The sequence below is a fragment of the Microbacterium plantarum genome (assembly GCF_035231185.1).
Taxonomy (GTDB): Bacteria; Actinomycetota; Actinomycetes; order Actinomycetales; family Microbacteriaceae; genus Microbacterium; species Microbacterium plantarum.
Genome location: NZ_CP141117.1, coordinates 124,711 through 148,444 on the forward strand (window position 1 = coordinate 124,711; position 23,734 = coordinate 148,444).

General features: G+C 70.2%; 22 protein-coding genes. 5 read left to right on the forward strand and 17 right to left on the reverse strand.

Annotation, left to right across the window (positions count from 1 at the left end):
* Window positions 1-67 precede the first annotated feature (67 nt).
* From VC184_RS00645 to VC184_RS00660, 4 genes are all read left to right on the forward strand, one after another.
* Window positions 68-364, forward strand: a complete 297-nt coding sequence (locus VC184_RS00645) for a chorismate mutase (RefSeq protein ID WP_023953263.1) — start codon at window positions 68-70, stop codon at window positions 362-364.
* A gap of 314 nt (window positions 365-678) precedes the next feature.
* Window positions 679-2,004, forward strand: a complete 1,326-nt coding sequence (locus VC184_RS00650; protein WP_269266842.1) for a quaternary amine ABC transporter ATP-binding protein — start codon at window positions 679-681, stop codon at window positions 2,002-2,004.
* Window positions 2,004-2,927 (forward strand): ABC transporter permease, encoded by a 924-nt coding sequence (locus tag VC184_RS00655; protein WP_323986975.1) that lies wholly within the window; start codon window positions 2,004-2,006, stop codon window positions 2,925-2,927. Before VC184_RS00650 ends, VC184_RS00655 begins: the two co-directional genes overlap by 1 nt.
* 73 nt (window positions 2,928-3,000) lie before the next feature.
* Window positions 3,001-3,912, forward strand: a complete 912-nt coding sequence (locus VC184_RS00660; RefSeq protein WP_120263833.1) for a glycine betaine ABC transporter substrate-binding protein — start codon at window positions 3,001-3,003, stop codon at window positions 3,910-3,912.
* Between the two features lie 54 nt (window positions 3,913-3,966).
* On the opposite strand, the gene VC184_RS00665 is transcribed toward VC184_RS00660, so the two are convergent.
* The 5 genes from VC184_RS00665 to VC184_RS00685 form a co-directional block, all read right to left on the reverse strand.
* Window positions 3,967-4,701 (reverse strand): hypothetical protein, encoded by a 735-nt coding sequence (locus tag VC184_RS00665; RefSeq protein WP_274178074.1) that lies wholly within the window; start codon window positions 4,699-4,701, stop codon window positions 3,967-3,969.
* Between the two features lie 28 nt (window positions 4,702-4,729).
* A complete protein-coding gene (locus VC184_RS00670; RefSeq protein ID WP_323986976.1) occupies window positions 4,730-5,563 on the reverse strand; it encodes an efflux RND transporter periplasmic adaptor subunit in 834 nt (277 codons plus the stop codon).
* Between the two features lie 131 nt (window positions 5,564-5,694).
* Entirely contained in the window at window positions 5,695-5,853 is a 159-nt protein-coding gene (locus tag VC184_RS00675; RefSeq protein ID WP_162815495.1) for a hypothetical protein, read from the reverse strand.
* 7 nt (window positions 5,854-5,860) lie between these two features.
* Window positions 5,861-8,182: a phosphoribosylformylglycinamidine synthase subunit PurL gene (gene purL / locus VC184_RS00680; RefSeq protein WP_323986977.1), complete on the reverse strand. Its 2,322-nt coding sequence runs from the start codon at window positions 8,180-8,182 to the stop codon at window positions 5,861-5,863.
* A gap of 53 nt (window positions 8,183-8,235) precedes the next feature.
* A complete protein-coding gene (locus tag VC184_RS00685) occupies window positions 8,236-9,987 on the reverse strand; it encodes an alkaline phosphatase family protein (protein WP_323986978.1) in 1,752 nt (583 codons plus the stop codon).
* 44 nt (window positions 9,988-10,031) lie between these two features.
* Here VC184_RS00685 and VC184_RS00690 point away from each other — a divergent pair, with 44 nt between their 5' ends.
* On the forward strand, window positions 10,032-10,682 hold the full coding sequence (locus VC184_RS00690) for a hypothetical protein (RefSeq protein WP_323986979.1): 651 nt from the start codon (window positions 10,032-10,034) through the stop codon (window positions 10,680-10,682).
* Here the strand turns inward: VC184_RS00690 and VC184_RS00695 are convergent.
* From VC184_RS00695 to kdpA, 12 genes are all read right to left on the reverse strand, one after another.
* A complete protein-coding gene (locus VC184_RS00695; protein ID WP_282501812.1) occupies window positions 10,618-11,205 on the reverse strand; it encodes a DUF1349 domain-containing protein in 588 nt (195 codons plus the stop codon). The two genes, VC184_RS00690 and VC184_RS00695, sit on opposite strands and share 65 nt — an antisense overlap.
* A 15-nt stretch (window positions 11,206-11,220) precedes the next feature.
* Window positions 11,221-11,613 carry an ester cyclase gene (locus VC184_RS00700; protein WP_114588899.1) on the reverse strand — a complete coding sequence of 131 codons (393 nt, stop codon included), beginning with the start codon at window positions 11,611-11,613 and terminating at the stop codon, window positions 11,221-11,223.
* Between the two features lie 39 nt (window positions 11,614-11,652).
* Window positions 11,653-13,014, reverse strand: a complete 1,362-nt coding sequence (locus VC184_RS00705; RefSeq protein ID WP_274178080.1) for an ABC transporter substrate-binding protein — start codon at window positions 13,012-13,014, stop codon at window positions 11,653-11,655.
* A gap of 38 nt (window positions 13,015-13,052) precedes the next feature.
* Window positions 13,053-13,916, reverse strand: coding sequence for a carbohydrate ABC transporter permease (locus tag VC184_RS00710; RefSeq protein ID WP_323986981.1), 864 nt, complete (start codon window positions 13,914-13,916; stop codon window positions 13,053-13,055).
* Window positions 13,916-14,818, reverse strand: a complete 903-nt coding sequence (locus VC184_RS00715; RefSeq protein WP_378718933.1) for a carbohydrate ABC transporter permease — start codon at window positions 14,816-14,818, stop codon at window positions 13,916-13,918. Before VC184_RS00715 ends, VC184_RS00710 begins: the two co-directional genes overlap by 1 nt.
* 208 nt (window positions 14,819-15,026) lie before the next feature.
* Entirely contained in the window at window positions 15,027-15,467 is a 441-nt protein-coding gene (locus VC184_RS00720; RefSeq protein ID WP_114588904.1) for a VOC family protein, read from the reverse strand.
* A gap of 26 nt (window positions 15,468-15,493) precedes the next feature.
* On the reverse strand, window positions 15,494-15,994 hold the full coding sequence (locus tag VC184_RS00725; protein ID WP_323986983.1) for a GNAT family N-acetyltransferase: 501 nt from the start codon (window positions 15,992-15,994) through the stop codon (window positions 15,494-15,496).
* A gap of 23 nt (window positions 15,995-16,017) precedes the next feature.
* Window positions 16,018-16,692, reverse strand: coding sequence for a response regulator (locus VC184_RS00730; protein ID WP_323986984.1), 675 nt, complete (start codon window positions 16,690-16,692; stop codon window positions 16,018-16,020).
* The gene (locus tag VC184_RS00735) at window positions 16,689-19,208 is read right to left on the reverse strand and encodes a sensor histidine kinase (protein WP_323986986.1); all 2,520 of its coding nucleotides are present in this window, start codon (window positions 19,206-19,208) and stop codon (window positions 16,689-16,691) included. Before VC184_RS00735 ends, VC184_RS00730 begins: the two co-directional genes overlap by 4 nt.
* 35 nt (window positions 19,209-19,243) lie before the next feature.
* Window positions 19,244-19,852, reverse strand: a complete 609-nt coding sequence (kdpC, locus tag VC184_RS00740) for a potassium-transporting ATPase subunit KdpC (protein WP_282501817.1) — start codon at window positions 19,850-19,852, stop codon at window positions 19,244-19,246.
* Window positions 19,853-19,874: 22 nt separating this feature from the next.
* The gene (kdpB, locus tag VC184_RS00745; protein ID WP_323986987.1) at window positions 19,875-22,052 is read right to left on the reverse strand and encodes a potassium-transporting ATPase subunit KdpB; all 2,178 of its coding nucleotides are present in this window, start codon (window positions 22,050-22,052) and stop codon (window positions 19,875-19,877) included.
* Entirely contained in the window at window positions 22,052-23,734 is a 1,683-nt protein-coding gene (gene kdpA / locus VC184_RS00750; protein WP_323986988.1) for a potassium-transporting ATPase subunit KdpA, read from the reverse strand. Before kdpA ends, kdpB begins: the two co-directional genes overlap by 1 nt.

Genomic DNA, 23,734 nt, shown 5'->3' on the forward strand with positions numbered 1-23,734 from the left:
TTCACGGCTCGCGGTGGGGTCGCGAGCGCCTGCCGAGCAGATAGGGTCGGCGAGGGAAGGAGCCACCATGACCGACGCCACGACCGAACTCCACCGACTGCGGGCGAGCATCGACAACATCGACGCCGCGCTCGTCTTCATGCTGGCCGAGCGGTTCCGCTGCACGAAGCAGGTCGGTGAGCTCAAGGCGACTCACGGCATGCCCGCCTCCGACCCCGGCCGGGAGGAGCGGCAGATCGCTCGCCTGCGGCGTCTCGCCGAAGAGGCCGACCTCGACCCCGAGTTCGCCCAGAAGTGGTTCGGGTTCGTCGTCGCCGAGGTCATCCGGCATCACCGCATCGCGGCCGAGGACATCGCGGACTGAGGCTCAGTCGCTTCGACGACACCTGCGCGTGCGCGCGCGAATATCGGAATGGCCGATCAGAGGTCAAATCCCGAATCCGATTTGCGACTGACCCCCGAACGTGAAACGTTGGATGAGGCCCGCCGCGGGCCACTACCCGACCAGTCCGCGGTCGCTGGTGGCAACCCTGGGGGTGCCAGACCGGCGAACGTATGGTCGGCGGCCTGTGCTCGTGGATCCGACATCCGCAGCCGAGACGCCGTCGCGAGACGCGCGCCAGGAGGTCGCCACCCGGGCGTAACCGATGCAGCCTGCACCGGCTGCCGAGGTGACCTGTGACCAGTCCGTCTTCTCCGGGGGAAGCGACTTCCCCCGCTCTGGAAGCCAAGAATCTGTACAAGGTCTTCGGGCGCAACCCGAAGTCCGTCGTCGAGAAGCTCCGGGCCGGAGCCCAGCGCAACGAGATCGCCGACGCCGGGACCGCCGCCGTCATCGATGCCTCCTTCACCGTCCAGCCCGGTGAGATCTTCGTCATCATGGGCCTCTCCGGCTCGGGCAAGTCGACTCTGATCCGCATGCTCAACGGGCTGCACGACGCCACCGCCGGAACGATCACGGTGAAGGGCGACTCGATCACCGACGTCGCCCCCGCTCGCCTGCGCAGCATCCGTCGAGAGCGCATCGCGATGGTCTTCCAGCACTTCGCGCTGCTTCCCCATCGCAGCGTCGCCGCGAACGTCGCTTACCCGCTCGAGCTGCGCGGCGTCGGGAAGACCGAGCGCCTCGCGAAGGCCGAGGAGATCCTCTCCCTCGTCGGACTCGAGGGCTGGGGCGACAAGCTCCCGTCCGCCCTCTCCGGCGGGATGCAGCAGCGTGTCGGCATCGCTCGCGCGCTCGCCGCCGACAGCGACATCCTGCTCATGGACGAGGCGTTCAGCGCACTCGACCCGCTCATCCGCCGCGAGATGCAGGAGCAGCTGCTCGAACTGCAGCAGAAGCTTCAGAAGACGATCATCTTCATCACGCACGACCTCAACGAGGCCATGTTCCTCGGCGACCGCATCGCGGTCATGCGTGACGGCCGCATCGTGCAGATCGGCACGCCCGAAGACATCCTCACCGACCCGGCCAACGACTACGTCGAGCAGTTCGTGCAGGACGTCGACCGTGCCCGTGTGCTGACGGCCGCGAACGTCATGGAGCGGCCGCGTCCCGTCGTCGCCGAGTCCGCCGGACCGCGCGTCGCCCTCAAGCAGATGCGGGATGCCTTCATGTCGGCCGCCTACGTCGTGGGCCGCGACCGCAAGCTGCTGGGTGTCGTCACCGACCGCGACGCCGTCAAGCTCGTCCGCCGCGGCGAGTCGGCGCTGTCGTCGGTCATCAAGCCCGCGCCGCAGACCGTGAGCCAGGACGAGGTCCTCATGAACCTCTTCGTCCCGGCCGTCGAGTCGCCGCTGCCGCTCGCCGTCACCGATGCGGACGGGCGCCTCGTCGGCGTCATCCCCCGCATCACCCTGCTCGCCGCCCTCGGCCCCGGCCCCGGCGCGACAGAGGAGATCACGATCCCGCTGCAGCCGATGCCGCAGGCCGCGATCGACGAGGTGCTCGCGGAGGCGACCGCCGTCGACGGCGCCGCTCTCCAGAACGGGGAGGTGCGCTGATGGATGGTTACCGCATTCCGCTCGGCCAGTGGGCCGAGGTCGCGGTCGACTGGATCCGCGACAACGTCTCGTGGCTGCTCGGCGCGATCTCCACCGCCGTCGGCTGGCTCGTCGGCTCGCTCGCCGACCTGCTGCTGAGCGCCCCGATCGTCGTCGTCATCGTCGTCGCAGCACTGCTCGGCTGGTTCCTGCGGTCGTGGAAGTTCGCGATCGGCACCGCGATCTCGTTCGCGATCATCCTCGGCGTCGGACAGTGGGTCACCGCGATGCAGACGCTCGCGCTCGTCGTCATCGCGACGGTCATCGCCGTCGTCATCGCTGTGCCACTCGGCATCCTCGCCGCCCGCAGCGACCGCTTCAGCGCGGTGATCAAGCCCGTGCTCGACCTCATGCAGGCGATGCCCGGGTTCGTGTACCTGATCCCCGCGATCGTGTTCTTCAGCATCGGCTTCGTACCGGGTCTGGTCGCGACCGTGATCTTCGCGCTTCCCCCGGGCGTGCGCCTGACCGAGCTCGGTATCCGCAGCGTCGATTCCGAGACGGTCGAGGCCGGGCACGCATTCGGCGCCACGCCGGGGCAGATCCTGCGCGGCGTGCAGCTGCCGCTCGCCATGCCGACGATCATGACCGGCGTCAACCAGGTGATCATGCTCGCGCTCTCGATGGCCGTCATCGCCGGTATCGCTGGTGCGCCCGGGCTCGGCAAGGAGATCGTCCAGGCGATGTCGACCGTCAACATCGGCACCGGTGTCGAGGCGGGCCTCAGCGTCGTCATCCTCGCGATCTACCTCGATCGCCTGACCTCCGCCCTCGGCGACATGAAGGGCCAGAAGGGGTCGATCCTCGGCGTGATCGGCCGTCGCCGGACAGCCGCGGCCGCCGCCACTGCCGCGGAGAAGCGCGAGCTCGCCCCCGCCGCCTGACCCCGCGGCATCCGAACGTATCCTCCCTGCACCACCCATACGGAACGAAATGAATCCATACGGAAGGCACACGATGAACAAGCGACACCTCACCGGGATCGTGGCGCTCGGCGCCGCGGCATCCCTCGCCCTGGCCGGCTGCGCGAGCGGTAACCAGGCCGAAGGCGGCTCTGGCGAGAACGGCGACAGCAAGGGAACCATCACGCTGGGCTACCTGCCCTCGTGGACCGACGGCCTCAGCACCGCGTACCTGCTCGAGAACCAGCTCGAGCAGCTCGGCTACACCGTCGAGATGCAGGAGCTCACCGAGGCGGGCCCGCTCTACGCCGGTCTCGCGCAGGGCGACGTCGACATCTACCCGTCGGCCTGGCCCGAGCTCACCCACGCCTCGTACATGGAGCGCTACGGCGACCAGATCGACGACCTCGGCGCGTACTACGACAACGCCAAGCTCACGATCGCGGTGCCCGAGTACGTCGACATCACCTCGATCGAGGACCTCGCCGCCAACGCCGACCGCTTCGGCGGCCAGATCTACGGCATCGAGCCGGGCGCGGGTCTGACCAAGCAGACGCAGGAGTCGATGATCCCCGAGTACGGCCTCGACGGCACGTACGAGCTCGTCACCTCGTCGACCGCGGCGATGCTCACCGAGCTCGACACCGCGATCGCGGCGCAGCGCGACATCGTCGTGACCTCGTGGCGTCCGTTCTGGGCCAACGAGCGCTACGGCCTCAAGGACCTCGAAGACCCGCGCGGTGCGATGGGCGACACCGAGGCGCTGCACTTCCTCGCCACGTCCGGCTTCGCCGACGAGCACCCCGAGGCGGCTGAGCTGATCGGAAAGATCAAGCTGGACGACGAGCAGTACGCGGCGCTCGAGGACATGGTCGTCAACCAGTACGGCGAGGGCAAGGAAGCCGAGGCGATCACCGCCTGGCTCGAGGAGTACGGCAGCCAGGTCGACGGCCTCCAGACCAGCTGATCCCGTCTGACGGACAACGAAACCCCCCGGGGCCTCCCCGGGGGGTTTCGTGCGTCAGGATGCCGTCGGCGGCAGCTGCAGGGCAGCTTTCTCGGCCAGACGCTCCATCGCGGCATCCGACACCGCGATGAGCCCGTCGAGCTCGGCTCGCACGCGCTCGTACGCCGTTCGGCGCTCGGCGGGCGTGGCAGCTTCGTCCACCGCGACGTTGAGCAGACGCTTGGCCGTGTCGAGTCGGCGGCGCTCCGGCTCGCTGAAGGCCCGATCGCGCTGACGGCGGGCGTCGCGTTCCGCGACGTCGAAGGCGACCTCGGCGTCGGTGAGCGCATCGCGGTAGGCCGTCAGGTCGGCGGAACCGATGCGCGCTGACGTCGTCGGTGGGCGCAGGCCGTCAGCGACCTTCTTCGCGCGCAGGAACGCGGCGGTGAGCGGTTGCCGTCCGTCGCTCATGGCCGGGAAGGCGATGAGCTTCGCGACATCGAGTTCGTACTCGAGCCAGCGGTGCGTCAGGTCGTCATGGGCGTCGAAGAGCTGTTGCAGGCGAGCGCCGGTGCTCAGCTGTTCGTCATCCGCGGCGACCGGCGACGCGTCGCCGGCTCGGACGGCACCGGAGCGCACGATGCTCTTCGCCTCGGCCTTGGCGCGGATGATCTCGAGACGGCGCTTGTGCCGTCGCCGCGCGGACTGTTCGAGAGCCTTCGCCGCGCCGCCGGCTGCGGGTCCGATGATGAAGATCAGCCACCAGTAGTTGCCGGCGAACTGCCACAGTCCGGACCAGAATCCATCCACACCGCCATGCTAGCCCCGGGGCGCTGTGTCACTCGGGTGATGAGGGACGCCGGGGGCGGTCGGGGCGATCGCGCCGCATCCGGTTCCACATCTCGGTCGACCGGGTGATGGCGCGCTGGGCGTTGTCGAGAAGGTCCTGTGCGACCTCCGCCCAATCGGCCGGACGGTCGTCGGGCTCGGGCAGCTCGCGCGGCGTGCCCTGCCGGGCGGCGCGCTCCGCGGCGTCGAACGCCTGGGTCGCCCGACGGACCGCTTCGCGGTAGGCGCTGTAATCGGCCGGGGACATGCGGACATCGCGCGAGGCGGGTCGCAGCCACGACGCCTGCTGGTGCTCGCGAAGGAAGAGGTCCATCGGCGGCCAGCGGGCATCGAGCATCATGGGGAACCCGATCGCCTTCGCGGCATCCGTCTCGTAGTCCATCCACCGCGCCAGAAGCACGTCGTGCTCGGCCATCAGCCGGGCCAGCGGCATCCGGTCGACCTCCTTGCGCGAGGTCGGCATCATCGCTCGCGCCGCCTGCACGCCCGCGCGGCGCGCCTTCAGCTCGGCCACGGCGGCGCGCGCCTGACGCTCAGCGATCTGCAGGCGGCGACGGGCCTCCGGCACCGCTCCGGCTGTCGCGCGCGGGGTCGCCTTCTCGGCCTGGGCGCGCATCAGTTCCGCGCGGGCCACCTTCAGCTGCGCGCGAGCGTGCGTCACAGCCTGTTGCGCCCGGCGCAGGTCGAGCTGCGCGGCATCGAGCTCGAGGCGATGCTGCGACGGTCGTCCCCGGCGCAGGCCGGCCCAGCCGAGGGCGCCCGCGCTGGCTCCCGCCGGCGCGATCCACCACCACTCGGCCGCGAGCATGAGGATCGGATCCACCCCTTCAGCCTACGCACCTCGCCGAGTCCCGTCTTCGTCCCGGCTGGGGATACACCTGTCGGATCGGTGGTGCTGGTGCGCGGTCGAACCGGCTGTGAGGCCACAGCAGCCCCACGAGTCCTGCAGCTGTATCAGCCGAAGAGCAGCGCGAAGACGGTGGAGCCGCCGCCGACGAGGATGAGCGAGACGATCGCGACCCACGCGGTCACGCGCATGCGACGCGAGCGTCCGCGCGCGAAGCCGGCGTACTCGTCGTCCTCACCCGGCGGCGTCAGGTCGCGCCCGCTCATGACGCGCTCATGACGTCGGCACCTCGTCGACGATCTCGCCGAAGGCGGCGGGCAGCGTCGCGCGCGACGTGGCGCGGATCTCGGCGACGGGCACCGAGAACAGACCCTGGACGTCGAGCACGGACTCGACGCCCTCGGCGGCATCCGTCACGCCGATGCGGATGACGGGGTAGTCGCGTCCCTCGCAGAGCCCGCGGAACTTGACGTCCTCCTCGCGTGGCACCGACACGATCACGCGGCCGGTCGACTCGCTGAACAGCGCGGTCGCGACGTCGACGCCGTCGCGCTCGACGATCTCGCTGAGCCAGACGCGTGCGCCGACGCCGAAGCGGGTCGTCGCTTCGGCGAGGGCTTGGCCGAGGCCGCCGGTCGACAGGTCGTGCGCGGCCGAGATGAGTCCCTGCTGCGAGGCGGCCTGGATGAGGCCGGCCAGACGCTTCTCGGCGGCGAGGTCGACCTTCGGGGGCCGTCCGCCGAGGTGGCCGTGGATGGTGTCGGCCCACGCCGAGCCGTCGAGCTCCTCGGCGGTCGTGCCGAGCAGGTATATGTTCTCGCCGGCGTCCTGCCAGCCCGACGGGATGCGGCGGGCGACATCGTCGACGATGCCGAGCACACCGACCACCGGGGTCGGGAAGATCGGCTGGTCGCCGGTCTGGTTGTAGAACGAGACGTTGCCGCCCGTGACGGGCACGCCGAGCTCGAGGCACGCGTCGGAGAGGCCGTCGACGGCCTGACCGAACTGCCACATGACCTCGGGGTTCTCAGGGCTGCCGAAGTTGAGGCAGTCGGTGACGGCGGTGGGGTTCGCGCCGGTGACGGCGACGTTGCGGTAGGCCTCGGCGAGGGCCAGCTGTGCGCCCGCGTACGGGTCGAGCTGGCAGTAGCGCCCGTTGCAGTCGGTGGCGATCGCGAAACCGAGGCCCGACTCCTCGTCGACGCGGATCATGCCGGCGTCGTCGGGGAAGCTCAGCGCCGTGTTGCCGAGCACGTAGTAGTCGTACTGGTTCGTGATCCACGAGGTGTCGGCGAGGTTCGGGCTCGCCACGAGCTGCAGGAACTCGTCGCGCAGCGCGTCGCCGTCGGTGGCACGGGGGAGGGATGCCGCCGAGTCGGCCTGCAGGCCGTCGATCCAGGTCGGGTAGGCGACCGGGCGGTCGTAGACGGGGCCGTCGACCGCGACGGTCGAGGGGTCGACGTCGACGATCTGCTCGCCGTGCCAGAAGATCTGCAGGCGGCCGTCGCCGGTCACCTCGCCGAGCACGCTCGTCTCGACATCCCACTTGCCGACGACGGCGAGGAAGGCGTCGAGCTTCTCGGGCGCGACGATCGCCATCATCCGCTCCTGGCTCTCGCTCATGAGGATCTCCTCGGGCGTGAGCGAGGGGTCGCGCAGCAGCACGTTCTCGAGGTCGACCCGCATGCCCGAGCCGCCGTTGGCGGCGAGCTCGCTCGTGGCGCACGAGATGCCCGCGGCCCCGAGGTCCTGGATGGCCTCGACGAGCTCGCCCGCGTACAGCTCGAGGCAGCACTCGATCAGCACTTTCTCGGCGAACGGGTCGCCGACCTGCACCGCGGGGCGCTTGGTGGGTCCGCCGTCGGCGAAGGTGTCGGACGCGAGGATCGAGGCGCCGCCGATGCCGTCGCCGCCCGTGCGGGCTCCGAACAGCACGACCTTATTGCCGGCGCCGGTGGCGTTGGCCAGCTTGATGTCCTCGTGGCGCATGACGCCCACTGCGAGGGCGTTGACGAGCGGGTTGCCCTGGTAGACCGAGTCGAAGACCGTCTCGCCGCCGATGTTCGGGAGGCCCAGGCAGTTGCCGTAGAACGAGATGCCGCTCACGACGCCGTGCACGACGCGGGCGGTGTCGGGGTGGTCGATGGCGCCGAAGCGCAGCTGATCCATGACTGCGACGGGGCGCGCGCCCATCGAGATGATGTCGCGGACGATGCCGCCGACGCCGGTCGCGGCGCCCTGGAACGGCTCGATGTAGCTGGGGTGGTTGTGCGACTCGACCTTGAAGGTCACCGCCCAGCCCTCGCCGACGTCGACGACGCCCGCGTTCTGACCCATGCCGACCATGAGGCGGGTCTTCATCTCGTCGGAGACCTTCTGGCCGAAGCGGCGCAGGTAGTTCTTGCTCGACTTGTAGGAGCAGTGCTCGCTCCACATGACCGAGTACATCGCCAGCTCGCCCGAAGTGGGACGTCGGCCGAGGATCTCGCGGATCTTCGCGTACTCGTCGGGCTTGAGGCCCAGGGCTCCGTAGGGCTGATCACGCTCCGGAGTGGCGGTGGCGTTCTCGACGGTATCTGCGACAGGGGTGCTCACGCGGCTGGACTCCAGGACTCGGGATGCCGGACGCGATCAGTCTAGTTGGGGGGTCAGGGGTTGTACGCGCCGAAGAGGCCGGTGCCGTGCTCGACCAGGGCGTCGTAGGCCTCGCCGTATGTGGATGGCAACGTGCTGCCGGGGTCGAATCGGGCGGCCAGGAGCCCGAGCAGTCCGCGCGCCGGTGGGGTGAGCGGGCGCTTGTGGTGCTTCTCGTCCGCGGCCTTCGTCGTCCCCTTCTCGGGGTTCGGCGGCACATACAGCGACTGCGGCTGCGGCCAGGTGTAGGGCTGGCGCGGCGTCGTGAGGTTGACCGCGTTGAAGATCGGGTTGGCGGTCTCGTCGCGGACGTTGAGCGGCCGCAGCCCGTGCAGTCGGCACAGGGTGTTGGTCACCGAGCCGTGGTGCATCTCGTCGTGGATCACTGTTCCCGCGGCGGTGTACGCGCTCACCACGATGGCCGGCACCCGCAGACCGAGGCGATCGAACGTGAAGCCCATCTCACCGGGCCCGCTCGCGTCGGGCGGCGCTGCCGTCGGCGGGGCGACGTGATCGAAGGTGCCGCCGTGCTCGTCGAAGGTGATGACGAGCGCGGTGTTCATGGCGTTCGAGCCGGAGGTCGACGCACTCGTGCGGATCGCGTCGTAGACGTCCTGCGCGAGCTTGTCGCCGGCGCGGACATCGCTGTCGGCGCTGTTGGCGATGCGGATGCGGCTGCCGTCGGGCAGCTCGAGCTCGCCCTCGCGGGTCGCGCCCCATGGCGGGTGCATGTCGTTGTGGTTGAAGACCATCCGCGGCTCGATGAACGCGTAGTCGGGCAGCTCGCCGTTCGCGGCATCCTCGTAGAACTGCTCCATGACGCGGAAGTTCGTCTTCCAATAGCGCTCGAGCACGGGCGCGTGGAGCATGCCGGTGAGCGAGACGAGCTGCGTCGCGTCGTAGTAGACGCGCCACGACAGGCCGGCGTCTTCGAGGCGGTTGAAGATCGTCGGCGCCGCGGGCGCGTCGATCCACTTGTCGTAGTTGTCGCCGGTGTGGTTGACGACGTAGCCGTGCGAGGTCGAGGCGTGGAAGAAGCTGCGGTTGCAGAACGTCTGCGACGGCACCCCGGCGAACCAGCGGTCGTAGACCGCGAACTCGCGGGCGAGCGTCGAGATCACCGGCAGCATCTCGGGCGCGAAGCCGCCCATCGCCGTCGTGTACTCGTCGGCGGTGGGCTCGCGTTTCTTCGCCAGTCGGTAGTTGACGATGTAGTCGTGCACGAACCCGTCGTTGCGCGGCGCGCTCCCCGCGGCGGGAGCGTTGTACGGCGGCTGCAGTCCGCTGCGGGCGATGTCGGCGTTGGCGGGCGGGTCGATCGTCCCGAACAGCTGTGTGTTGACGTGGGGGTAGGTCTCGCCGGGGTCGGGCTGCGGCTGCTGCATGATGTGGTCGGTCGCGCCCGTGTATACGTGCGCGGGCACGGCCGTGCCGTCGGGTGCGGTGTTGGCGTAGTCGCCCTGCAGGATGCCGTCGAACTCGGCCGCGCTCTTCTCATCGGCCGTGTAGAGGTGGCCGAGCAGGTTGTCGAAGCTGCGGTTCTCGAACATGAGCACCACGACGTGGTCGAACCCGGCAACGCTGCGCGCCGCGAGGGGCGCGAACTCGGGCGGGTGCGCGGTCATCGCCGCCGTCACCGCGGCACCGGCCGAGCCCCCGATCGCCAGGCCCGCGGCTCCCAGGCCCGCGCGGCGGAGGAAGTCGCGGCGCGACGGGCGTCGGCTGGCCCAGGAGGCGTCGGTCTCATCGCGATCCGCGTCGGCCATGGGTCCCCTCCCTCGGTCCTCGGCGATCAGGCTACTCTCACACCATGGATGACGGCCTGCGTTTCGATCGAGGAGCCCGGTACGGTGCCGCGATCGTCGCGGCGATGTTCGCGACCTACCTCGCCGTCGCTTCCGACTTCTCCGCGATCGTGCAGGCCGAGATGTACGCCGGCACCATCACCAACGACATGCCGTACGTCGACACGCTCCAGTTCGTGCTCGTGGTCGCGACCCTCGTCGCCGCGCTCGCCGTGCTGCCCACCTCGGCCATGCGTCGCGTGGGCGGCGTGACCGTCGCGTGCGTCGCGCTGTTCCTGTGGGCCACCTTCGGGTTGCTGCGCGGTGCGGGCCACCTCGCACCCCTCGACCCGCTGTGGGAGGTCGTGCTCAACCAGGGGTTCATCGCGCTGCTCGCCGGGGTGGGCGGCTGGGTGATCGCGCGGGGGCGGCATCCGCTGTCGTGGGTCGTCGTCGTCATCGCGCTCGTGCCGCCCATCGTCGGTCCGCGGCTGGTCGAGGCGAACGTCACGAGCGGCGGCTACGCGCTGGCGATGCAGGGCATCGTCGTCGTCGGAGGGTTGGCCGCGGTGTGGGCGGCGGCGGGCGTCGACCGGTGGGCGCGTCGGCGCTTCAGTGGTCGGGATGCAGCGACGCGTCGGCGGGTACGCTCCGCCACGACACGAATCGAACCGTGAGACCGGCGCGCGTCGGCGCGCAGCAGAACGGCCCGGCCGCGACCTCCGCCCGAGGATCGAGCGGCGCCACCCGGACGAGCCGCCAGTCCTCCTCGTCGACGCGGGCCCTGATCGTGACGGCGTCGCCCGACCTGCTCGCGCGCACGGTGACGACGCGACCAGCCCAGTCGGCTACGGGCGAGAGCGACCAGTCCGACATCCCGCGGGTCACCACCGCGCCCAGACTGTCGGCGCCGTCGCTGTGCTCGATCCCGGCCTTGATCCACGTCTCGTCGTCGACGCGCAGGAAGACGCCTGCCTGATCGAACTGCGCGGCGAAGTCGAGGACGAACGCTACTTCGACGGCGGTGTCGGGCTGCATCGGGGCGAGCAGAGCGTGTTCGTCGTCGTGGACGAACCCATACGACGTCACGCGCCAGGCATCGCTCCCCTCGCGTGCCGTCACGAACAGGTCGTCGCCGTCGAGCGCCGTCTCGGCGGGCTCGTTCGTCCACGAGCCCGCGGACCAGTCGATGTCGGTCATGCGATTCCTCTCGGGTCAGTCGCGCAGCTGGGCCAGCAGGGCGGCGTGGTCGGTGGTGCCGGCGAAATCGGTGATTCGCCCTCCCGTCAGCCGCAGGAATTCGAACTCCGCGACATTGACGTGACGTCGGGTGGGCCGGATACCGCGGAACGGGCCGGTGTGCGTGCCGCTGGCGCGCACATGCGCGGCGATGCGGTCGTCCTCCACGACGAGCTGGATGCGGCGCACCTGCCAATCGGGAAAGGCATCGAGCACCTCGACGACGTCGGTCATCCAGGCGTCGGCTCCGCCCGGCAGGTGCGCTCGCCGGACGTTCGGGTCGATGAACGAGCGAATGGCGTCGAGGTCGTGGCGGTTGCAGGCTTCCAGGTAATCGGCGTACCAGGCGTGCATCTCCCACGGCTCCACCTGCCCATTATCGGCGGGTGGTGACCAGGTACCGCACCGTCAGCGCGACGCTACGGCGTTCTCGTAGGCCCGCATGGCGGCATCCTGTGCGTCCGCGAGCGCTTCCTCGGCGGTCTTGTCGCCGAGGAGGGCCGCCGTCACCGCGTTGTTCAGCTCGTTCTGGATGTCCTGCCCGGCGGGGGAGGACCCGAACGAGGTGCCGTAATCGACCACGTCGTAGTAGGTCGCGACGACCTGGTCGAAACCCTCGTTGCCCGACGGCGTGACCCACTTCTCGCGGATCTCCTGGTCGGGCTGCGGCGATCCCGTGAACAGGCCGGTGTTGGCGCCGCCGTCGGCGGCACGCGTCGCAGCGCGTGCTTCGCCCGCCGCGTTCCACGCCTCGCCGCTCGTCAGAGCCGAGACCCACGCGCAGGCCGCGCCGGGGTTCTTCGCTCCGGCCGGGATGACGAAAGCCTGGCCGCCGGACACCGAGAACGGCTCACCGTCGCTGTCGCGGAACGGCACCGCCTCGATGTCGATCTGCTCGAGGTAGGGCGAGAGGACGTTCGGGTACCACTGCGCGTTGACCTGCGCACCGACCTGATCGGTGACGTACTGGTTCGCATCGCCGAACGTGTCGAACGCGTCGGTGAAGCTCTTCACCTGCGCGAATCCGCCCTGCGCGTCGTTGATCCGCTGCAGCAGCTCCATGCCCGCGAGGTTGCTCGGGTCGTCGAGGGTCGGCACGCCGTCGTCATCGGTGAGCTGGCCGCCCGCACCGAGGATCCACAGCGCGGACTGACCGGTCGACACGGGGTCGAGGCCCAGCCGCGTCGGAACTCCGCCGGATTCCTGGTACATCTTCTCGATGGCGGCCAGCAGGACGTCGGGCTGCGAGGTGTCGATCTCGTCCGCCGTCACGCCCGCGGCGTCCATCACCCGCTTGTTCAGGATGATGGCCGGTGGCTGGTAGAACTGCGGCGCACCCCACACCTGATCCTCGTAGCGCACGTCGTCGACGACCGACTCGTACCACCGGTCGTCCGCGTCGACGTCCTGTGCCTCGAAGCAGCTGTCGAGGGGCATGATGAGGCCCTGTGCCGCGTACTGCGTGACGTAGCGGCGATCCATCTGCACGACGTCGGGCACGTCGCCGCTCGCGATGCGGGTCGTGAACTTCTGCGAGTCGAAGGCCGTGGCATCCAGCTGCACCTCGACATCCGACAGCTGCTCCGCCGCGTAGTCGAGTCGCGCGGTGCCGACGTCGTCGGCGTTCTCGAAGCCCCACGCCGCGAGGGTTCCGGTGGGCGTCGCCGAGAAGTCGACGTCTTCCGCGGTGCCGGCGTCGTTGCTGCATCCCGCCAGCACGATGACGGATGCCGCGGCCACCGCGGTCGTTCCGATCAGTCGATTGCGCATGTGATTCCTCCTGTCGTGGTCCCGCGCGAGCACGCGGATCATCCCTTGCGGCCCTGGGTGGCGACGCCTTCGATGAAGTAGCGCTGCCCGAAGGCGAAGAGGATGAGCATGGGCAGCGTGACGATGAGCGAGGCCACCATCACGTACTGGTAGTCGCCCTGGCCGCCGGCGGTAGGGCTGTACTTGGTCATCGCGTAGGCGATGCCGAGCGGTGCGGTGAACTCGTCGACCGAGCCGGCGTTGAGGTAGATGAGCGCGGACTGCAGGTTGTTCCAGCTCGCCTGGAACTCGAACAGGAACACGATCACGAACGAGGGCACCGACAACGGCATCGCGATGCGCCAGAAGAGCCCCCAGTAGCTGGCGCCGTCGATGCGCGCCGCCTCGAAGAGCTCGCGCGGCAGGCCGAGGAAGAACTGGCGCTGCAGGAAGATGTAGAACGCCGACCCGAAAAGGTTCGCGCCCCATAGCGGGACCCAGGTGCCGAGCAGGCCCGTCTCTTTCCAGATCAGGTAGACCGGGATCATCGTCACGGCGCCGGGGAGCATCATCGTGGCGAGCACCAGTCCGAACAGGAGCTTGCGTCCGGGGAAGGAGAAGTAGGCGAACCCGAACGCGACGATCGAGCTCGAGATCGACACCGCCGTCGCCGCCAGCAGTGCGATCGCGACGCTGTTGAACATCCAGCTGAGCAGCGGCAGCTGGTTCCACACCTCGGCGTAGTTCTCGGGCACGAAGGTCTGCGGGATGAGGCGGTTGTCGAACACTTCGCCGCGGGGCTTGAAGCTCGCCGCGAGCAGCCACGCGAACGGGTACAGGAACAGCAGGGCGAGGCCGGTCGAGATCGCGGCGAGCGTGACGCGGCCGGCGACGGTCTTCGGGGTGCGGAACTTCGTCGCCATCAGCGGTCGCCCTCGTAGTAGACGAAGCGGTTGCCGAACTTCACCTGGATGACCGTGACGGCCATGATGATGACGAACAGCAGCCAGGCCATGGCCGCCGCGAACCCGAAGTTGAACTGCCGGAACGCCTGCTGGAACAGATAGATGGCGTAGAACAGCGACGCCTCGGGCGACGCGTTGCTCTGATCCCGCCAGAAGAGCAGATACGCCTGGTCGAAGACCTGGAAGGCTGCGATCGACAGCACGATGACGTTGAAGAACATCGCGCCCGAGATCATCGGCAGCGTGATGGAGAAGAACTTCCGCACCGGGCCGGCGCCGTCGAGGGATGCCACCTCGTACAACTCGACGGGGACGTTCTTCAGCGCGGCGAGGAAGATCACCATCGTGCCGCTGACGGTCCACAGCGCCATGATCACGATGCTGGGTTTCACCCACGCCGGGTCGACGAGCCATTGGGGACCCTGGATGCCGATGGCGGCGAGCCCCTGGTTGATCGCGCCGGAGTTGCCGTTGAGCAGGAGGAAGAAGACCGCGGCCGTCGCGACGGCCGGCGTCATCTTCGGCAGGTAGTAGAGCGTGCGGAAGATCCCCGCGCCGCGACCCATCCGGTTCAGCAGCAGCGCGAGCACGAGCGCGAACATGATCTCGAGCGGCACGGCCATGACGGCGTAGAACAGCGTGTTGGCCAGGGATACGGCAACGCGGGGGTCTTCGAACAGCCGGGCGTAGTTGTCGAAGCCGATGGGGCGTGACGAGTTCGTGGCGAGGTTGTAGCTGCTGAACGAGATGTACAGGCTGTAGATCATCGCCCCGACGGTGAAGACGAGGAAGCCGATGATCCACGGCGTCAGGAAGAGGTAGCCCGCGAGCGCTTCGCGCTTGTTGTACTTCTGCCGGATGCGCCCCGGCCGTGTGGCGCCGACCGTCGTCGGTCGCGCGCGAGCGGTACTGCTTATGTCGTCCTCCAGGCCTCGAACCCGCAGGACCTGATGGATGCCGTCCTGTGAGGCCGAAGCTAGAAGAAGCGAGAAGCGGTTCCCCAGTGGCTTGACACGGCGGCATCCCTCGGGCAGTGCTCGCCGGGCAGCCCCGATCAGGCTGGCGTGGTCACAGCGACGAGGAGATGCCTGCGTGCTGGTTCATCTCCGCGACGAAGCTGGTCCCCGTTGCGACCACCTCGACCTTGAAGCCCGCCGCATTCTCGAGCCAGCCGGCGTAGTGCTGCGGGCCGCCGGCGTGCGGGTAGCGCTCCTGGTACAGCGGCATCCAGCCCGCGGCCGGGGCGTCGGCCATGATCGCATCGACCTCGGCGGCGGAGCCGCCGTGGAAGGCCAGATGATTCAGGCCCGGCCGCCGACGGTCGTGCTCGGCGCCGACCGTGTTCGGTGAGGTGGTGAGCGTCAGGTAGGCCCCGCCCGCCGCCCACGACTCGCCCTGCGGCCACGTGCTCTCGAGGTCGAAGCCGACCCGCCGAAGCAGCCAGCCCCAGTCGGAGCGTGCGCTCTCGATGTCGCTGACCCAGAGCTCGACGTGATGGAAACCTGCCATGGGTCCCAGTCTCATACAGACGCGACCTACAGCTTCGCGGTCATCTGCACGCGCGGGCCAAGGGCGTCGAGGCCGATGCGCTCCTCCGTCTCGACGAGCATGAGCTCGAACTCCGAACGCGGGTCGGTCACCGCGAAGCCGAGGCGCTCGTAGAACGGGGCGTTCCAGGGCACCTCGGCGAAGGTGCGGAGCGACATCCGGTCGTGGCCGCGGTCGCGGGCGTGCGCCATCGCCGCCTCGACGAGCGTGCGGCCGTACCCGCGGCGACCGTGCTCGGGCGACACCGACAGCTGTTCGAGGTGAGCGTGGCCGTCGAGCTCGAGCACATGGACGAACCCCGCGACCACCCCGTCACCGACGTCGGCGACGAGCAGGAAGCCGGGCTCCGCGGCGCGAGAAGACCCGGGTGGGGCCGGCCACCAGGTGGGCGGATCGAGCAGATCGCGCAGCAGCGCGTCGGCGTCGTTCTCGATGCCCTCGAGGAGGGCCAGCTCGTCAGGCCGCGGCGGGCGGATGTCGAGGGGCACGGCCCGATCGTACCGAGCGACGGTCAGTCGACGACGAGCCGGTAGCCCATGCCCGACTCCGTCAGCAGGTGCTCGGGATGCGCGGGATCGGCCTCGAGCTTCTTCCGCAGCTGCGAGACGTAGAGCCGCAGGTACCCGGTGTCGTTGACCTGCTCGGTGCCCCACAGTTCCTTCAGCAGGTCCTGCCGGGTCACGAGCGCCCCGGGGGTCCGCGCGAGAAAGTCGAGCATCCGCCACTCGGTCGGCGTGAGGTGCACGCGCTCGCCGCCGCGCGTGACGGTCTTGGCTGCCCGGTCGATCTCGACGTCGGCGAACCGCACGAGGGCGACGGATGCCGCGCCGCCGGCCCGCCGGGTGAGCGCGCGCAGTCTCGCGAGCAGCTCGTCGATCTGGAAGGGCTTGGTGACGTAGTCGTCAGCCCCGGCGTCGAGCGCCGAAACCTTATCGGCCGACCCCGTGCGGCCCGACACGACGATGATCGGCACGGCGCTCCATCCCCGCACGGCCTCGATCACGGCGACGCCGTCGAGGCGCGGCATCCCCAGATCGAGGACGACGACGTCGGGGTGCTCCGAGGCAGCCGCGGCGATCGCGGCGGCTCCGTCACCGGCCGCGACGACGTCGTAGCCGTGGGCCGCGAGCGTGATGCGCAGCGCCCGCACGAGCTGCGGGTCGTCGTCGGCGAGGAGGACCTTCACCCCTCGATCCTGCCCTCTTGCGCCGCCGACGATGCCAGGGGCAGCTCGATCACCATGGTGAGGCCGCCGCCGGGGGTCTGCTCGGGGACGAGCTGACCCCGCATCCCCTCGGTGAAGCCCTTCGACAGCGCGAGCCCCAATCCGAGCCCGGTCGTGTTGTCGGTGTCGCCCAGCCGCTGGAAGGGCGCGAACACGTCGCCGTGGCGTTCGGGCGGGATGCCGGGTCCGTGGTCGATCACGCGGACCTGCGCCCGCCCGCCCAGCGAGCTCGTGCTGATGCGCACCGGCGTTCCGGGCGGCGAATGGCGGTGGGCGTTGGCGAGCACGTTGACCAGCACCCGCTGCAACAGCACCGCATCGGCGAGCACCGGCTCGATCGCCTCGTCCAGCGCCAGCTCCACCGCAGCGGGCCCGAGACCGAGCTCGTCGACCGCGGCGAGCACGGCATCGGCCGTGTCGACCGGTCGCAGGGCGACGGCGAGAGCGCCGGCCTCGATGCGGCTCACATCGAGCAGGTCGGTCACGAGCGAGGTCAGCGTGCCGAGGCTCTCGTCGGCGGTCGCGAGCAGCTCGTCGCGGTCGGCGTCGTCGAGCGCGGGGCCGGCCGCGCGGAGCCCCCCGAGTGCCGCGACGGCAGCGGCCAGAGGGCGCCGCAGGTCATGGCTCGCCGCCGAGAGGAGGGCGCTGCGTACCCGGTCGGTCTCGGCGAGCACCGACGCCGAGCTCGCCGCCCGCTGCAGGTCGGCCTGCTCGAGCGCGGCGGCGAGCTGCGCGACGACGACATCCAGCAGCCGGCGTTCCGAGCCGTCGAGCTGCTCCGACTCGCTGCCGTGGAGCTCGAGCACGGCCTCGCGTCCGACGTCGACGCGCAGGTGGCGGTCGTCGCGCACGGGCTCGCCGTCGGCGGCGATCACGGTCCCGTCCGACGCGACCAAGCGCGCACCCGACATCCCGAAGGCCTCGCGCGCCCGCGCGACGAGGGCCGGAATCGAGCCGTCGCCCCGCAGCACGCTGCCCGCGACCGCCGCGAGCAGCTCGGCCTCGGCCGCCGCCCGCCGGGCCGCGCGCGTGCCCCGGGCCGCGCGGTCGACGATGACGCTCACGAGGAGCGCGATGACGACGTACAGGATCAGCGCCCACGCGTGCAGCGGATCGGAGACCGTCACGGTGTACAGCGGAGCCACGAAGAAGAAGTCGAGCGTCACCCCCGACATCACCGCTGCGAAGACGGCGGGCCACAGTCCGCCGACGAGCGCGACCACGACGACGAGCAGCTGGTACGCGAGCACATCGCTCGTGATCGACTCGGGGCTCCGCAGCGCGACGAGCAGCCACGTGAGCAGCGGACCGCCGGTCAGCGCGACGACGAAACCGAGGATCCGGCGCCGCACGCTGAGAGCGCCGCCGGCGACACGGGGCAGGGTGAAGCGGCCGCCGGCGGCGGCGTGCGTCACGACGTGCACGTCGATATCGCCCGACTCGCGGATGACGGTGGCGCCGATGCCCGGACCGCTGAGGGCCGCAGCGAGCCGGCCGCGACGGCTGACACCGACGACGAGCTGCGACGCGTTGACCGACCGCGCGAACTCGACGAGGGCGGCGGGGATGTCGTCACCGACGACCTGGTGGTAGCTGCCGCCGAGCGATTCGACGAGAGCCCGTTGAGCAGCGAGGGCCGCCGGGTCGGCGGTGCGCAGCCCGTCCTGGCCCGACACGTGGACGGCCAGCAGCTCGCCGCCGGCCGAACGGTCGACGATGCGGGCCCCGCGCCGGATGAGCGTCTCGCCCTCGGGCCCGCCGGTCAGCGCGACCACGACGCGCTCGCGAGCCTGCCACGTGCCCCGGATGCCGTGCTCGGCGCGATAGTCCTGCAGGGCGCTGTCGACCTCGTCCGCGAGCCAGAGAAGTGCCAGTTCGCGGAGCGCCGTCAGGTTGCCGAGCCGGAAGTAGTTCGACAGGGCGGCGTCGATGCGCTCGGCGGGGTAGACGAGGCCGGCAGCGAGGCGGTCGCGGAGCGACGGCGGAGCGAGGTCGACCAGCTCGATCGGGTCGGCCGAGCGCACGACGGCATCCGGCACCGTCTCGCGCTGCGCGACGCCGGTGATCTGCTCGACGACGTCGCCGAGCGACTCGATGTGCTGGACGTTGACGGTCGTGATGACGTCGATGCCGGCATCCCGGAGCTCCTCGACGTCCTGCCAGCGCTTCTCGTTGCGCGACCCACCGACGTTGGTGTGGGCGAGTTCGTCGACGAGGGCGACGCGCGGGGCTCGGGCGAGCACGGCCTCGAGGTCCATCTCGTCGAGCGTGACGCCGCGGTGCTCGAGGCGGCGGCGCGGAACGATCGGCAGGCCCGCGGTCATCGCGGCGGTCGCGGCGCGGCCGTGGGTCTCGACGATCGCGACGACGACGTCGATCCCGGCATCCTGAAGCCGGCGTCCTTCCTCGAGCATCTCGTAGGTCTTGCCCACGCCCGGCGCCGCACCCAGCAGCACCCGCAGCCGTCCCCGCTTCACGGCATCACCCTAGTTCTCCCCGCGCCCGGGAGAGCTCACCGCGCGAGGCCGTCCAGGGCGGCATTGAGCTCGACGACGTTCACCCGCGGCTCGCCGAGGAACCCGAGGTCGCGGCCGGCCGTGTGCGCGGCGACGAGATCGCGCACCTCCGCCTCGGGCAGCCCGCGCTCGGCAGCCACGCGGGCCACCTGCAGCGCGGCGTAGGCGGGCGAGATGTGCGGGTCGAGGCCCGAGCCCGAGGCGGTGACGGCATCCGCGGGCACGTCGGCGACGTCGACGCTCTCGCGGTCGGCGATCGCCGTGCGGCGCTCCTCGATCGCGGTCACGAGGTCGGCGTTGTTCGGGCCGAGGTTCGACCCGCTCGACGCCGCCGCGTCGTAGCCGTCGCCGGCCGCCGAGGGGCGTGACTGGAAGTACTGCGGCAGCGCTTCGCCGTCGGCATCCGTGAAGGACTGGCCGATGAGCGACGAGCCGACGACCTCGCCCTCCGCATCGCGCAGCAGCGAGCCGTTCGCCTGCGACGGCAGCGCGAGCCCGACCAGTGAGATCAGCAGGGTGTATCCGACGCCGAGGACGAGGGTGAGGACGATCATCGCGCGGACGGCGACGGCGGAGGTGCGCAACGAGGCGCGAGCGGTGGACATGACAGGTCTCCAGGAGGGGGGCTCAGAAGCCCGGGATGAGGCTGACGACGAGGTCGATCAGCTTGATGCCGATGAACGGGGCCACGACGCCGCCGAGCCCGTACACGACGAGATTCCGGCTCAGGATCGACGAGGCGCTCGCGGCGCGGTATCGCACGCCGCGCAGCGCGAGCGGGATGAGCACGATGATGACGATCGCGTTGAAGACGATCGCGCTCGTGACGGCGGATGCCGGTGACGACAGCTGCATGATGTTGAGCGCCGCGAGCCCCGGGAACACACCCATGAACATCGCCGGGATGATCGCGAAGTACTTGGCGATGTCGTTCGCGAGCGAGAACGTCGTGAGGGCGCCGCGCGTGATGAGCAGCTGCTTTCCGATCCGGACGATGTCGATGAGCTTGGTCGGGTCCGAGTCGAGGTCGACCATGTTGCCGGCCTCCTTCGCCGCCGACGTGCCCGTGTTCATCGCCACGCCGACGTCGGCCTGCGCGAGGGCGGGTGCGTCGTTCGTGCCGTCGCCGGTCATCGCGACGAGGTGACCGCCCTCCTGCTCCTTGCGGATCAGGGCGAGCTTGTCTTCGGGCGTCGCCTCCGCGAGGAAGTCGTCGACACCCGCCTCTCTCGCGATCGCGGCAGCGGTCAGCGGGTTGTCGCCGGTGATCATGACGGTGCGGATGCCCATCGAGCGCAGCTCGTCGAAGCGCTCGCGCAGCCCGTCCTTGACGACATCCTTCAGGTGGATGCTTCCGAGCAGCGTCCCGGCACCGGATGGGTCGAGGGTCGCGACGGCGAGCGGCGTGCCGCCGGACTGCGCGATAGCGTCGGCGTGGTGCAGCAGCTCGGCGCGGGCCTCGGCCGAGACCGGTCGTGCCGATGCGTCGAGCCAGGCGAGCACCGACCCCGACGCGCCCTTGCGCACCTGTGTGCCGTCGGGCAGGTCGACCCCGCTCATGCGCGTCTGCGCCGTGAAGGCGACCGCCACGGCGTCGCGCGGCAGCTCGCCCACCACGTGCTGCGAGGCCGCGAGCTCGACGACCGAGGTGCCCTCGGGTGTCGGGTCCGACAGCGACGAGAGGGATGCCGCGCGGGCGAGCTCGGCGCCGTCGACGCCGGTCATCGCGACGAACTCCGACGCGCGGCGGTTGCCGTAGGTGATCGTGCCGGTCTTGTCGAGCAGCAGCGTCGTCACGTCGCCGGCCGCCTCGACCGCGCGGCCCGACATGGCCAGGACGTTCCGCTGCACGAGACGGTCCATGCCCGCGATGCCGATGGCCGACAGCAGCGCGCCGATCGTGGTCGGGATCAGGCAGACGAGCAGCGCGACGAGCACCGGGATGCTGACGGGCGAGGCGCTGTACGACGCGATGGGGTTCATCGCCAGCACGACCACGACGAAGACGATCGACAGGCTCGCGAGCAGGATGTTGAGGGCGATCTCGTTGGGCGTCCGCTGACGCGCAGCGCCCTCGACGAGGGCGATCATCCGGTCGACGAAGGTCTCGCCGGGCTTCGACGTGATCCTTACGACGATGCGGTCGGAGAGCACCCGGGTGCCGCCCGTGACGGCGCTGCGGTCGCCGCCGGACTCGCGGACGACGGGAGCCGACTCGCCCGTGATGGCCGACTCGTCGACCGTCGCGATGCCGTCGACGATGTCGCCGTCGCCCGGGATGAGCTCACCGGCCTCGACGAGCACGACATCCCCGAGCCGCAGGTCGGCCGAGGGCACCTCCTCGGTCGCGGAGCCGCGGGCCGCGGCATCCGTCCGCTCGTCGTATGAGACCACCCGGCGCGCGGTCGTCGTCGTGCGGGTCTTGCGCAGCGCCTGGGCCTGCGCCTTGCCGCGGCCCTCGGCGACGGACTCCGCCACGTTCGCGAAGAGGACCGTGAGCCACAGCCAGACCGCGATGCCCCAGGTGAACCCGGCCGGAACCGCCGAGCCGCCCGAGGTCTCGGGACCGCCGAGGAACGGCTCCGCGATCGCGATCGCCGTCGTCAGGGCCGCGCCGACCCAGACGAGGAACATGACGGGGTTCCGCCACTGGGCGGCAGGGTTGAGCTTGCGGACCGCGCCGGGGAGGGCGGCACCGACCTGCTCGAGGCTGAACGCGCTGCGCCGGCGCGGTGCCGGGCTGGCGTCCGGGTCCGCGGACGACGGGCCGGATGAGGGCCGGGTTTCGGTCAGAGGGGCAGACATCAGGAGAGTCCTTCGGCGAGGGGGCCCAAGGTGAGGACCGGGAAATAGGTGAGCGCGGTGATGATGACGACGACGCCGGCGAGCAGGCCCACGAACTGCGGGCGGTGCGTCGGGAGGGTGCCGGCGCTCGACGGCACGGTGTCTTGAGCGGCGAGCGATCCGGCGAGGGCGAGGACGAGCACGATCGGGATGAACCGGCCGAGCAGCATCGCGACGCCGAGCGCCGTGTTGAGCCACGGGGTGTTGGCGGTGAGGCCGGCGAAAGCCGAGCCGTTGTTGTTCGCCGCGGAGGTGAACGCGTAGAGGACTTCGCTCAGGCCGTGGACGCCCGGGTTCCAGATCGAGGTGCCCTCGACGTCGGCGCGCACGGCCGGGATCGCGAAGCTCAGCGCCGTTCCCGCGAGCACGAGCGTCGGCGTCACGAGGATGTACAGGCTCGCGAGCTTGATCTCGCGCGGCCCGATCTTCTTGCCGAGGTATTCGGGCGTGCGTCCGATCAGCAGGCCGCCGACGAAAACGGCGAGGATCGCGAGCACCAGCATCCCGTACAGCCCTGAACCGACGCCGCCGGGAGCGATCTCGCCGAGCATCATGTTGAGCATCGGCATCATGCCGCCGAGCGGTGTGAAGCTGTCGTGCATCGCGTTGACCGCGCCGGTCGAGGTGAGCGTCGAAGCGCCGCCGAACAGTGCCGATGCGGCGACGCCGAACCGGGTCTCCTTGCCCTCCATCGCGGCGCCGGCGAGCTGCGTCGCCGTGCCGCCGCCCGACGCCTCGGCCCACGAGCCGAGGGCGATCGAGGCGAGGAAGATTCCGCCCATGACCGCGACGATCGCGTAGCCCTGGCGATCGTCGCCGACGATCCGGCCGAAGGCGCGCGGCATGGCGAACGGGATGACGAGCAGCAGCAGGATCTCGAACAGGTTCGTCCACGGCGTCGGGTTCTCGAACGGATGGGCCGAGTTCGCGTTGAAGAACCCGCCGCCGTTCGTGCCGAGCAGCTTGATGGCCTCCTGGCTGGCGACCGGTCCGCCGGGGATCGACTGCGCCCCGCCGGCGATCGTCTGCACGTCGGTGAAGCCCGCGAAGTTCTGGATCACGCCGCCTGCGAGCAGCACGACGGCCGCGACGATCGCCATCGGGAGGAGGATGCGGCCGAGCCCGCGCACGAGGTCGACCCAGAAGTTGCCGATCGTCCCCGAGCGGCGATACGCGAAGCCCCGGACGAGGGTGATGGCGACGGCCATGCCGACCGCGGCCGAGACGAAGTTCTGCACGGCCAGACCCGCGAACTGCACGGTGTAGCCGAGCGTCGTGTCGGGGGAGTACGACTGCCAGTTCGTGTTGGCCACGAACGAGATGGCGGTGTTGAACGCGAGATGCTCGCTCGGTGCGGGCAGGCCGAGGCTGAACGGCAGGATCGGCTGGAGGCGCTGCAGTCCGTAGACGATCACGACGCCGACGAGCGAGAACAGCAGCACGCCGCGGGCGTAGGCCTGCCAGGTCTGCTCGGCGCGTGGATCGACGCCGATCAGGCGGTAGACGCCCCGTTCGACGGCGAGGTCGCGCGGCGACGTGTAGACGCGAGCGATGTGGTCGCCGACCGGCCGGTACAGCAGGACGAGGATGAGGACGAGGGTCGCGATCTGCAACGACGCGAACCCGATCTGCGCGGCATCCAC

What these genes read in the sequence shown, in the direction of transcription:
- VC184_RS00645 (WP_023953263.1), top strand. Translation starts at nt 68, where the DNA reads ATGACCGACGCCACGACCGAACTCCACCGACTGCGGGCGAGCATCGAC.
- VC184_RS00655 (WP_323986975.1), top strand. Translation starts at nt 2,004, where the DNA reads ATGGATGGTTACCGCATTCCGCTCGGCCAGTGGGCCGAGGTCGCGGTC.
- VC184_RS00660 (WP_120263833.1), top strand. Translation starts at nt 3,001, where the DNA reads ATGAACAAGCGACACCTCACCGGGATCGTGGCGCTCGGCGCCGCGGCA.
- VC184_RS00675 (WP_162815495.1), bottom strand. Translation starts at nt 5,853, where the DNA reads ATGAGCGGGCGCGACCTGACGCCGCCGGGTGAGGACGACGAGTACGCC.
- VC184_RS00685 (WP_323986978.1), bottom strand. Translation starts at nt 9,987, where the DNA reads ATGGCCGACGCGGATCGCGATGAGACCGACGCCTCCTGGGCCAGCCGA.
- VC184_RS00690 (WP_323986979.1), top strand. Translation starts at nt 10,032, where the DNA reads ATGGATGACGGCCTGCGTTTCGATCGAGGAGCCCGGTACGGTGCCGCG.
- VC184_RS00695 (WP_282501812.1), bottom strand. Translation starts at nt 11,205, where the DNA reads ATGACCGACATCGACTGGTCCGCGGGCTCGTGGACGAACGAGCCCGCC.
- VC184_RS00705 (WP_274178080.1), bottom strand. Translation starts at nt 13,014, where the DNA reads ATGCGCAATCGACTGATCGGAACGACCGCGGTGGCCGCGGCATCCGTC.
- VC184_RS00710 (WP_323986981.1), bottom strand. Translation starts at nt 13,916, where the DNA reads ATGGCGACGAAGTTCCGCACCCCGAAGACCGTCGCCGGCCGCGTCACG.
- VC184_RS00720 (WP_114588904.1), bottom strand. Translation starts at nt 15,467, where the DNA reads ATGGCAGGTTTCCATCACGTCGAGCTCTGGGTCAGCGACATCGAGAGC.
- kdpC (WP_282501817.1), bottom strand. Translation starts at nt 19,852, where the DNA reads ATGTCCACCGCTCGCGCCTCGTTGCGCACCTCCGCCGTCGCCGTCCGC.
- kdpB (WP_323986987.1), bottom strand. Translation starts at nt 22,052, where the DNA reads ATGTCTGCCCCTCTGACCGAAACCCGGCCCTCATCCGGCCCGTCGTCC.